Origin of the sequence: Bradyrhizobium manausense (genome assembly GCF_001440035.1) — a bacterium.
GTDB lineage: Bacteria > Pseudomonadota > Alphaproteobacteria > Rhizobiales > Xanthobacteraceae > Bradyrhizobium > Bradyrhizobium manausense.
In genome coordinates this window covers 159,702-170,274 of record NZ_LJYG01000101.1, presented here as the reverse complement: position 1 = coordinate 170,274, position 10,573 = coordinate 159,702, and the positions used below count along the sequence as shown (strand labels likewise).

Here is a 10,573-nt window from a genome sequence, read left to right as displayed (position 1 = left end):
CAAGGACAAGCAGTAGACAGCGCACGCGATTTTGCCGCAGGCGCGCAATGGCCTGCCATTGCGCGGTCTACTGTGCATGGGGTTGTTTTCGCTGTTTTGTCAGCGAGCCCGCTCACCGCACCAGAATGTTCTTGAACTGCCAGGGATCGCTGGTGTCGATGTCCTCCGGGAACAGGCCCGGCCGGTCCGTCAGCGGCGTCCAGTCGGTGTAAAAACCCTTCACCGGGCCGAGATACGGCAGCTGGATCTCCAGGAGGCGATCGAAATCCATCTCGTCGGCTTCGACGATGCCTTCGTTCGGATTCTCCAGCGCCCACACCATGCCGCCGAGCACGGCGGACGTCACCTGCAGCGCGGTGGCGTTCTGGTAGGGTGCAAGCTCCCGGGTCTCTTCGATCGAGAGCTGCGAGCCGTACCAGTACGCGTTCTTGTCGTGGCCGAACAGGAGCACGCCGAGTTCGTCGATGCCGTCGACGATTTCATCCTCTTCGAGGATGTGGTGCTTCTCCTGCATCTTGCCGGCGCGGCCGAACAGCTCATGCAGCGACAACACGGCGTCGTCGGCCGGATGATAGGCGTAGTGGCAGGTCGGCCGGTAGATCGCCTTGCCCGAGGCATCCCGCACCGTGAAGTAATCGGCGATCGAGATCGATTCGTTGTGGGTGACGAGGAAGCCGTATTGCGCACCGCGGGTCGGGCACCAGGTGCGCACGCGCGTGTTGGCACCGGGCTGCATCAGATAGATGGCGGCGCCGCAGCCGGCCTCGTGGGTATGCGCATTCTCGGGCATCCACTTCTCATGGGTGCCCCAGCCGAGCTCGGACGGCTGCATGCCCTCCGACAGGAAGCCTTCCACCGACCAGGTGTTGACGAAGACGTCAGGCTCTTTCGGCTTCTTGGCGCGCTGGGTGTCGCGCTCGGCGATGTGAATGCCCTTGATGCCGGCCTGCCGCATCAGGTCGGCCCATTCGGCCCTGGTCTTCGGCTTCGGCGCATTGAGCTTCAGGTCGGCGGCGACGTTGAGCAGCGCCTGCTTGACGAAGAAGGAGACCATGCCGGGATTGGCGCCGCAGCAGGACACCGCCGTGGTCGAGCCGGCGGGGCGCGCCCGCTTGGCGGCCAGCGTCACCTCGCGCAGCGCGTAGTTGGAGCGGGCCTCGGGGCCCTTGGATGCGTCGAAATAGAAGCCGAGCCAGGGCTCGTTGACGGTGTCGATATAGAGCGCGCCGAGCTCGTTGCAGAGCTCCATGATGTCGGTCGAGCCGGTGTCGACCGACAGATTGACGCAAAAGCCCTGTCCGCCGCCTTCGGTGAGCAGCGGGGTCAGCAATTCGCGATAATTGTCCTTGGTCACGGCCTTCTGGATGAAGCGCACATTGTGCTTCTCGCAATGCGCCCTGCGGCCCTCATCCTTGGGATCGATCACGGTGACGCGCGACTTGTCGTAATCGAGGTGCCGCTCGATCAGCGGCAAGGTGCCCTTGCCGATGGAGCCGAAGCCGACCATGACGATGGGACCGGTGATCTTCGCGTAGATCTGCGAGGGAGGGCTCATAAGTTTCTCCGGAACGTGCTGGCGGACATCTGGTGGGTGGATCAGGCGCGGCGCTTGTCAGACGCTGCGGCGCTTGGCGGTGACTTCGATCTCGACCTTCATCTCGGGCTTGGCGAGGGCGCTGACGACCAGCAAGGTCGCTGCCGGCCTGATGTCGCCGAGAACCTCGCCGCAGACGGCGAAGTGGGCATCGATGTAGCTGGCGTCGGTGACGTAGTAGGTCGCACGGACGATGTCGGCCATCTCGAAACCGCCCTCCTTCAGGGCCGCTTCGATGGTCTTGAAGCAGTTGCGTGACTGGCTCGTGACATCGGAGGGCATCGTCATCGTCGTGTAGTCATAGCCGGTGGTTCCCGCGACGAAGGCGAATTCGCCGTCGATCACGGCGCGACTGTAGCCGACGCTCTTTTCGAGGGGGGAGCCGGTGGAAATCAGGCGACGGGGCATGGATTCGGCCTCGACTGAAAGGGAATTTCGTGGGGTTTATGGGCAATTTCCGGGCCCGCGCAACCCCAAAGGACGAGCTTAACGGAAGCCGCCCAGTGCGGCTCCGGTCGTCGCCATCATGGCAAGTCCTTACGCCGCGCGCGCCTGGAGGGCGCGAACTACCCTCCGTTTGGGCAGGGCCGCGCCGGTCGGGACGATCATCCCTTCGGCGCCATCGAGCACACCGTCGGTGAACTCGATCGCCAGCAGACGGTCGCGCTCGAACGGGCCGGGCAGCAGCAGCGCGCCGGTCTTCTCGGCCGAGAAGCCGAAACGGGCGTAGTAGGGCGCATCGCCGAGCAGGATCACGGCGTCATGCCCGCGCGCCCGGGCGGCGGCCAGCGCTTGTTGCATCAGCGCGGCGCCGATCCCGAGCTCGCGGCAGGCAGGGTCCACCGCCAGCGGTCCGAGGACCAGAGCGGGCCTGCCTGCGGCGCTGACGTGCCACAACCGCACGGTTCCCACGAGCTTTCCCTCACGCACGGCGGCCAGCGCGAGGCCGGCGGCAGGTGCGCGTCCGTCGCGCAGGCGCTGGCAGGTGCGGTCATGGCGATCTTCGCCAAAGCAGGCATCCAGCAGCGCTTCACGGGCGGCGACGTCGATGGCGCGCTCGCTTCGGATCGCGAACGGAGCGGCTTTCGAGGTGAGGGCGACTTGTGGCTTCCGAAAAGCAGTCATGGCGCGTCAGTCCCCGCTTGAAGCCGCGCACCAAGGCACGCGGGCTCAAGCGTCGTCAGAATGGCAATGTCGGGTAAGGAGCCGGCACAAGCCGGCTCCCGGGTTCGTCGTGCCTCGGAGCAGCGAGGCGCTTAGATGTGGTACGTCTTCAGCGGCGGGATGCCGTTGAACGCCACCGCCGAGTAGGTCGACGTATAGGCCCCGGTGCCTTCGATCAGCAGCTTGTCGCCGATCTCGAGCGTGACGGGAAGCGGATACGGGGTCTTCTCGTACAGCACGTCGGCGCTGTCGCAAGTGGGGCCGGCGAGCACGCACGGGGTCATGTCCGCGCCGTCATGCGGGGTGCGGATGGCGTAGCGGATCGACTCGTCCATGGTCTCGGCGAGACCGCCGAACTTGCCGATGTCCAGGTACACCCAGCGCACCTCGTCCTCGTCGCTCTTCTTCGAGATGAGCACGACCTCGGATTCGATGATGCCGGCATTGCCCACCATGCCGCGGCCCGGCTCGATGATGGTCTCCGGAATCTGGTTGCCGAAGTGCTTGCGCAGCGCGCGGAAGATCGAGCGGCCGTAGGTGACGACCGGCGGCACGTCCTTCAGGTATTTGGTCGGAAAGCCGCCCCCCATGTTGACCATGGAGAGGTTGATGCCGCGCTCGGCGCAGTCGCGGAACACCTGCGAGGCCATTGCCAGCGCACGGTCCCACGCCTTCACCTTGCGCTGCTGCGATCCGACATGGAACGAGATGCCGCACGGCTCGAGGCCCAGACGCTTGGCGGCGTCGAGCACCTCGACCGCCATCTCCGGGTCGCAGCCGAACTTGCGCGACAGCGGCCATTCGGCGCCGGCGCAGTCATAGAGGATGCGGCAGAACACCTTGGCGCCGGGAGCGGCGCGGGCAATCTTCTCGACCTCGGGAACGCAGTCCACCGCGAACAGGCGAATGCCGAGCGCGAAGGCGCGCGCGATGTCGCGCTCCTTCTTGATCGTGTTGCCGAAGGAGATGCGGTCGGGCGTCGCGCCGGCGGCCAGCGCCATCTCGATCTCGGCGACGGTCGCGGTGTCGAAGCAGGAGCCCATGGAAGCCAGCAGCGACAGCACTTCCGGCGCCGGGTTCGCCTTGACGGCGTAGAACACGCGGCTGTCGGGCAGCGCCTTGGCGAAGCTCTGGTAGTTGTCGCGCACGACTTCGAGGTCGACGACGAGGCACGGCTCGGTGTCGAGACCTTCCTTGCGGCGGTTACGCAGGAATTCCTGGATTCGTTCGGTCATGGCACTCTCCAACGGTCCCAGCGACAGGATCCGCATCAACGTGACGTCGGATAAGAGTGCTTCGGCCACATCGCGCGATGGAGGCGCGCTGAAGCCAAAAGACTCAAACCAGACTGTGCTGCCGTGGATTGGTTGGGAGAGTCTCCCGCCCGCTCACCTGGCAATGAAGGACAAGCCTTTTCAGTAGCCCGCGCCGGCGGTGGAATGCCGGTAGAGACCAAAAAAGCCCGATCCGTCGTTGCTTTAAGTCGCGTCCCCCGTTGAGAGCGGGGTGCGCCGGTTCGCCTCCGGCTGCCAGTCACGGTTGCAAAGAGCGAAGTCACCTTCGACAAGGCATCTCTTTGAGAGAGATGCTGGGCGCTTCGGAGTCTGCTTCAACCTTCCGGCTTCTGCACTTCCGAAGAGCCCCTCGGCTTCTTCACCCCTTGGCGGCTGTCCGGCCTCTTGTCCGGATACCTACCGACTGACACACGACCACAGGCACGTGCGAAATTGGGCAAAAACGCACATAAGGGTTTTGACTCGGCTTCGCAAGAATTTTTTTAGGCTGAGAACAGAATTGCCTAACATCTGCTTGCGCGGTGTTGCGCGAGCGACGCGGAAGATGAACGTGCGTTAAGTTTTTGGTGTCGCGCGCGTGACTTCAGTCGCGCAAGACGACTCAGCGGCGCTTGAAGAACGGCTCGACGCGCTGAGCTGCGCGGATGAAGGCGGTCATGACCAGCACGCCGAGTGCGAACAGCACGGCCTGAAGGATGTGCGCGCCCTGGTCACCGAGCCCGATCAGAATGGCAAGCGCCCAGCCGCCGGCAAACGCCGCGCCGAACACCTCGGCGCCGATCAGGATGGCGGCGCTGATGACGGTGATGACGCTCGGCCAGACGATCTGACGGGACGACGAGGAGGGCGCGTTCATGGGCGTTGAGGTCCGTGGTTTCGAGGGCCGCAATCTCCCCGAAAAGCCGGGCGGGAGCAAGGCCAAATGGCCCAAAAAAGCCCCATCGCGTGCTATAGCTGGCCCCAACAAATTGCCTCAAAAAACGGGACTTGCGATGTCAGACCCCCGCCAGACTACGGACGCCGAGACCAATCCGCTGCTGAAGGCCTGGGTGACGCCGTTTGCGACCCCGCCCTTCAACGAGATCGTGCCGGAGCACTTCCTCCCGGCCTTCGAGCAGGCCTTCGCCGATCACTCCGCCGAGATCGCGGCCATCACCAATGATCCGGCTGCGCCCGACTTCGCCAACACCATTACGGCGCTGGAACGCTCCGGCAAGCTGCTCAACAAGGTCGCCTCCGTCTTCTACGACCTGGTCTCGGCGCATTCCAACCCGGCCATCCTCGAGATCGACAAGGAGGTCTCCTTGCGGATGGCGAGGCACTGGAATCCGATCATGATGAACGCCGTGCTGTTTGGCCGCATCGCCCAGCTGCACGAGAACCGCGGCAGTCTCGGTCTGACACCGGAGCAGCTCCGCCTCTTGGAGCGCACCTATACCCGCTTCCACCGGTCCGGCGCCGGCCTGTCCGACGAGGCCAAGACGCGCATGGCCGAGATCAACGAGAAGCTGGCCCAGCTCGCGACCGGCTTCAGCCATCACCTGCTCGGCGACGAGCAGGACTGGTTCATGGAGCTGGGTGAGGCCGACCGCCAGGGCCTGCCCGAGAGCTTTATCGCCGGCGCCAAGGCGGCGGCGGAAGATCGCGGCATGGCAGGCAAGGCCATCGTCACGCTGTCGCGCTCCTCGGTCGAGACGTTCCTGAAGAGCTCAAGCCGGCGCGACCTGCGCGAGAAGGTCTACAAGGCCTTTATCGCGCGCGGCGACAACGGCAATTCCAACGACAACAACGCGACCATCGGCGAGATCCTGAAGCTGCGCGAGGAGACCGCCAGGCTCCTGGGCTATCCGACCTACGCCGCCTACCGGCTCGAGGATTCCATGGCCAAGACCCCGGATGCGGTGCGCGGCCTCCTGGAGCGGGTCTGGAAGCCGGCCCGGGCCCGGGCACTCGCCGACCGCGACGAGATGCAGGCGCTGATCACGGAGGAGGGCGGCAATTTCAAGCTCGCGCCCTGGGACTGGCGTTTCTATGCCGAGAAGCTCCGCCTGCAGCGCGCCAATTTCGACGACGCCGCGATCAAGCCGTATCTGACGCTCGACCACATGATCGCCGCCGCCTTCGACTGCGCCACGCGCCTGTTCGGCATCACCTTCGAGGAGCGCAAGGATGTGCCGGTCTGGCATCCCGACGTCCGGGTCTGGGAGGTCAGGGGTCCCGACGGCAAGCACAAGGCGCTGTTCTACGGCGACTACTTCGCCCGGCCGTCCAAGCGCTCCGGCGCCTGGATGACTTCGCTGCGCGACCAGCAGAAGCTCGACGGCGAGATCGCGCCGCTCGTCATCAATGTGTGCAATTTTGCCAAGGGCACAGGCGGCGAGCCCTCGCTGCTGTCGCCCGACGATGCCCGCACCCTGTTCCACGAGTTCGGCCACGGCCTGCACGGCATGCTCTCCAACGTGACCTATCCCTCGCTGTCGGGCACGTCGGTCTTCACCGACTTCGTCGAGCTGCCGTCGCAGCTCTATGAGCATTGGCAGGAGCGGCCCGAGGTGCTGCAGCAGTTCGCCCGGCACTACCAGACCGGCGAGCCGCTGCCGGACGATTTGCTCAAGCGCTTCCTCGCCGCGCGAAAATTCAACCAGGGCTTTGCCACGGTCGAGTTCGTCTCCTCGGCGCTGGTCGATCTCGAGTTCCACTCCCAGCCCGCCGCCGCCGCGCAGGATGTCCGCGCCTTCGAGAAACGCGAGCTGGAGAAGATCGGCATGCCCGAGGAAATCTCGATGCGGCACCGGCCGACCCAGTTCGGCCACATCTTCACGGGCGACCACTATGCCGCCGGCTATTACAGCTACATGTGGTCGGAGGTCATGGATGCCGACGCCTTCGGGGCGTTCGAGGAGGCCGGCAACATCTTCGATCCCGCGGTGGCCAGGCGCCTCCACGACAACATCTATTCGAGCGGCGGGTCGGTCGATCCGGAAGCGGCCTATGAGGCGTTCCGCGGCCGCCCACCTGAGCCCGACGCGCTGCTCCGCCGCCGCGGCCTGCTCGACGACAAGGCGGCTTGATCGACATGCGCGCGCTGCTGGGATGGCTGCTCGCCGTCGCAATAATGCTCGCATCGGACGCGGCGAGCGCGCATCCGCATGTCTGGATCACCGCTTCAAGCGAATTGCTCTACGCCGACGACGGCAGCATCACCGGCGTGCGTCACGCCTGGACGTTTGATGACATGTTCTCTGCCTATGCGGTGCAGGGGCTCGAGAGCAAGAAGAAGGGCGCCTATACGCGCGAGGAGCTGGGGCCGCTGGCGCAGACCAATGTCGAGTCGCTGAAGGAATACGCCTACTTCACCTTTGCGAAGGCCGACGGCAAGAAGGAGCGCTTTGGCGAGCCGGTCGACTATTATCTCGACTACAAGGAGACTGTGCTGACCCTGCACTTCACGCTGCCGCTGAAGACGCCGCTCAAGCCCAAACAGCTCGTGCTGGAAGTGTTCGACCGCTCCTTCTTCATCGATTTCCAGATGGCCAAGGACAATCCGGTCAAGCTGGTCGGCGCGCCATCAGGCTGCCAGATGAAGCTCGATCGTCCGAGCGACGGCACCGCGACCGCGCAGAGGCTCAACGAGCAGACTTTCATGGACGGCCCGAATGCCAATTTCGGCATGATGTTCGCCAACAAGATCACGGTGGATTGTCCGTGAAGCCGAAACTTTCGTCCGTTGCGCGCGGGCTCATCGCTTGCGCCGCCGTTCTCCTCGCCGTCGGCGTGGCGGATGCCGCGCTTCACCATGTCCTGGCGCAAAATCCGTTCGGCGCGCCGAAGCAGGCACCCGCCGCCGAGGCCGAAGCCGGAGGCCTGATCGGCTGGCTGCTGGCAAAACAGTCGGAATTCTATCGCCAGATGTCGTCGACCATCCGCGCTGCCAAATCCGACGGCTCGGCGGTGTGGACGCTGCTCTTCATCTCCTTTGCCTACGGCATCTTCCATGCTGCCGGCCCCGGCCACGGCAAGGCGGTGATCGCCTCCTATCTCGTCGCCAACCGCGAGACCGCGCGGCGCGGCATCGCGCTGTCGTTCGCCTCGGCGCTGATGCAGTCGCTGGTGGCGATCCTGATCGTCGGCATCTCGGCCTGGATCCTGAACGCCACTGCCAGGACCATGTGCAAGGCGGAAGGGGCGATCGAGATTGCAAGCTACGCCTTGATCGCGCTGTTCGGCCTGCGCCTGACCTGGACCAAGGGCCGCACCTTTATCCGCACGCTCCAGGCGACGCAGCCGGTGCCGGCGATCGCGGGCGTGCCCCATGGCCATGATGATCACGGCCATCACCATCATGATGGGCATGATCATCACGACCATGATCACCATCACCACGATCATACGCACCCCCATCACCATCACGGGCATAACCACGTCCATGATGAGCATTGCGGCCATGCCCATGGCCCGACCCCGAGCGAGCTCGCCGGCCCCGGCGGCTGGCGGCGCGGGTTCGCCGCGATCCTGACCGTCGGCATCCGCCCCTGCTCGGGCGCGATCCTGGTGCTGGTCTTCGCGCTGGCGCAGGGTCTGTTCTGGGCCGGCATCGCCGCGACCTTCCTGATGGGGCTGGGCACCGCGATCACGGTCGCGGCCATCGCCGTGGTCGCCGTCTCGGCCAAGGACATCGCCGGCCGCCTCAGCGCGGGCCGCGACGGTGGAGGCGCGCTGTTCATGCGCGGCATCGAATTCGGCGCCGCGGCTCTGGTGCTGCTGTTCGGGGCGGGGCTGCTGTTCGGCTACATCGCGGCCGAGCGGACGACGTGCTTTTGAAGCGAAGGTCTCGTAGCCCGGATGGAGCGAAGCGCAATCCGGGACGGTGCCACCGCGGAGAGACCCCGGATTACGCTTCGCTCCATCCGGGCTACGCTTCCCGAAGCTCACCCCGGCAAAAACCGCTTCAACATCGGCATGAGGAAGATCGCCAGATTGAGTGCAAAACCGACGCTCCAGAGGATGGAGCGGAGGGTCGGCCGGTTGCCGAGATAGGTCAGCACATAGGCGACCCGCACGATCAGGAACAGCACTGCGAGCTCGTCGACCAGGCGCTGCGGGGAGTCACGAAATTCTGCGAGCAGGACGGCGAAGGCGAAGAACGGGAAGGTCTCGATGCCGTTCTGGTGCGCGCCGAGCGCCCGCTGCGAGATGGCGTCTTGATAAAAGGCGGGGTCGCGCGGCCGCGAATTGTCGAAGCCGCGAAACCTGATCCATTTGATCGAGACGATCGTTAAGAGATAGAGCAGCAGCGCTCCGAGAACGCACCATTCCGCGAGCGTCATCTTCCCTCCCCCGCTTGTGGCGGACCCTAGCGAAACCGGGCTCATCTTGACAAGTTCGGAGCAACGCGCGACGCAACTGGACATGACGACCCTGGCCCCCCTCGTTTCAGCGAAGCCGACCGTTCAGCCCAGCCAGCCGCGCGTCGGTGTGCTGCTGATCAATCTCGGCACGCCCGATACGGCCGACGCCGTCGGCGTGAGGGTGTATCTGAAGGAATTCCTGTCGGACGCCCGCGTCATCGAGGACCAGGGCCTGATCTGGAAAGCCGTGCTGAACGGCATCATCCTGCGCAGCCGCCCCCGTACCAAGGCGCTCGACTACCAGAAGATATGGAACGTCGAGAAGAACGAGTCGCCGCTGAAGACGATCACGCGGTCGCAAGCCGACAAGCTCGCCGCCGCGCTGTCGGATCGCGCGCATGTCGTGGTGGATTGGGCGATGCGCTACGGCAATCCCTCGATCAAGGCGGGGATCGATGCGCTGATCGCAAAGGGATGTGAGCGCATTCTCGCCGTGCCGCTCTATCCGCAATATTCCGCTTCGACCTCGGCGACCGTCTGCGACGAAGTGTTCCGCGTGCTCGCCAGCCTGCGCAACCAGCCGACATTGCGGGTAACGCCGCCTTACTACGAGGACGAGGCCTATATCGAGGCGCTCGCCGTCTCGATCGAGACGCATCTGGCGAATCTATCCTTCAGGCCCGAGCTGATCGTCGCGTCCTTTCACGGCATGCCGAAGGCCTATGTCGACAAGGGCGATCCCTATCAAAGGCACTGCATCGCGACGACGCAGGCGCTGCGTCGCCGGCTCGGTATGGATGAGACAAGACTGCTGCTGACCTTCCAGTCGCGCTTCGGCAATGACGAGTGGCTGCAGCCCTACACCGACAAGACGATGGAGCGGCTGGCGAAAGAAGGCGTGCGCCGTATCGCGGTGGTGACGCCGGGTTTCTCCGCCGACTGCCTGGAGACGCTGGAGGAGATCGCGCAGGAGAATGCCGAGATCTTCAGGCACAATGGCGGCGAGCAGTTTTCCGCGATCCCTTGCCTGAACGACAGCGATCCTGGAATGGACGTGATCCGAACGCTGGTGCTGCGCGAGCTGCAGGGCTGGATCTAACATGCCTGGCTCCAGGGAGCGTTTCATGAACCGCCGCGACTGTCTGGCGCTTCTGGGAACGATCGCGGCATGG

General features: G+C 64.8%; 10 protein-coding genes. 4 read left to right on the top strand and 6 right to left on the bottom strand.

Translation table 11 applies throughout. The features are described from left to right. Positions 1-112: 112 nt before the first annotated feature. The 5 genes from AOQ71_RS25810 to AOQ71_RS25785 form a co-directional block, all read right to left on the bottom strand. Positions 113-1,555: a homospermidine synthase gene (locus AOQ71_RS25810; protein ID WP_057752830.1), complete on the bottom strand. Its 1,443-nt coding sequence runs from the start codon at positions 1,553-1,555 to the stop codon at positions 113-115. Between the two features lie 57 nt (positions 1,556-1,612). Continuing rightward, a complete protein-coding gene (locus AOQ71_RS25805) occupies positions 1,613-2,002 on the bottom strand; it encodes a RidA family protein (protein ID WP_057752828.1) in 390 nt (129 codons plus the stop codon). Between the two features lie 129 nt (positions 2,003-2,131). Continuing rightward, positions 2,132-2,719, bottom strand: coding sequence for a GNAT family N-acetyltransferase (locus AOQ71_RS25800; RefSeq protein ID WP_057752826.1), 588 nt, complete (start codon positions 2,717-2,719; stop codon positions 2,132-2,134). A 131-nt stretch (positions 2,720-2,850) separates the two neighbouring features. Then, complete coding sequence (locus AOQ71_RS25795) at positions 2,851-3,993, bottom strand: type III PLP-dependent enzyme (RefSeq protein WP_057752824.1); 1,143 nt, start codon at positions 3,991-3,993, stop codon at positions 2,851-2,853. Positions 3,994-4,654: 661 nt separating this feature from the next. Further along, on the bottom strand, positions 4,655-4,909 hold the full coding sequence (locus AOQ71_RS25785; protein WP_057752820.1) for a hypothetical protein: 255 nt from the start codon (positions 4,907-4,909) through the stop codon (positions 4,655-4,657). A gap of 136 nt (positions 4,910-5,045) precedes the next feature. Between AOQ71_RS25785 and AOQ71_RS25780 the strand changes: the two genes are divergently transcribed. From AOQ71_RS25780 to AOQ71_RS25770, 3 genes are read left to right on the top strand one after another with little or no spacing between them, the layout of a single operon-like run. Beyond that, positions 5,046-7,124, top strand: a complete 2,079-nt coding sequence (locus AOQ71_RS25780) for a M3 family metallopeptidase (protein ID WP_057752818.1) — start codon at positions 5,046-5,048, stop codon at positions 7,122-7,124. Then, positions 7,124-7,762: a DUF1007 family protein gene (locus tag AOQ71_RS25775; protein ID WP_057752933.1), complete on the top strand. Its 639-nt coding sequence runs from the start codon at positions 7,124-7,126 to the stop codon at positions 7,760-7,762. The genes AOQ71_RS25780 and AOQ71_RS25775 overlap by 1 nt, the downstream gene beginning before the upstream one ends. Then, on the top strand, positions 7,759-8,874 hold the full coding sequence (locus tag AOQ71_RS25770) for a nickel/cobalt transporter (RefSeq protein WP_205668264.1): 1,116 nt from the start codon (positions 7,759-7,761) through the stop codon (positions 8,872-8,874). Before AOQ71_RS25775 ends, AOQ71_RS25770 begins: the two co-directional genes overlap by 4 nt. A 107-nt stretch (positions 8,875-8,981) precedes the next feature. Here the strand turns inward: AOQ71_RS25770 and AOQ71_RS25765 are convergent, their stop codons facing one another. Next, on the bottom strand, positions 8,982-9,380 hold the full coding sequence (locus AOQ71_RS25765; RefSeq protein ID WP_057752814.1) for an MAPEG family protein: 399 nt from the start codon (positions 9,378-9,380) through the stop codon (positions 8,982-8,984). An 82-nt stretch (positions 9,381-9,462) separates the two neighbouring features. On the opposite strand from AOQ71_RS25765, the gene hemH reads away from it, so the two are divergent. After that, positions 9,463-10,500, top strand: coding sequence for a ferrochelatase (gene hemH / locus AOQ71_RS25760; RefSeq protein WP_057752811.1), 1,038 nt, complete (start codon positions 9,463-9,465; stop codon positions 10,498-10,500). Positions 10,501-10,573: the final 73 nt, after the last annotated feature.